The following is a 209-nucleotide window of genomic DNA, read 5'->3' as shown; positions in this document are numbered from 1 at the left end:
TGCCGCTCAACGAGGGTTGCGATATAGCTGTTCTTGGATCCGCCAATCAAGTCGCCTTCCCAGTGGCCCGGAACGGCCCGATCTTCGACGGACGCAGGCCTTTCGCTGATAGATACAGCATTCTTAATCTGGCCATTCCCGTTGCGCTTCTGGCTGGCGTGTTTGGAGCGCCTGACAGTCCGTCTTGCGCGCAGATGCTCCAGGAGTTC

At 58.4% G+C, this 209-nt stretch carries 1 pseudogene; it reads right to left on the bottom strand.

Going from position 1 to position 209, the window contains the following annotated elements:
* A pseudogene (locus AB9F29_RS22755) lies at positions 1-209 on the bottom strand (IS30 family transposase); the annotation flags it as partial.

This window comes from Falsihalocynthiibacter sp. S25ZX9 (assembly GCF_041205405.1).
GTDB lineage: Bacteria > Pseudomonadota > Alphaproteobacteria > Rhodobacterales > Rhodobacteraceae > Falsihalocynthiibacter > Falsihalocynthiibacter arcticus.
This window is presented reverse-complemented; position numbering and strand designations above follow the sequence as displayed.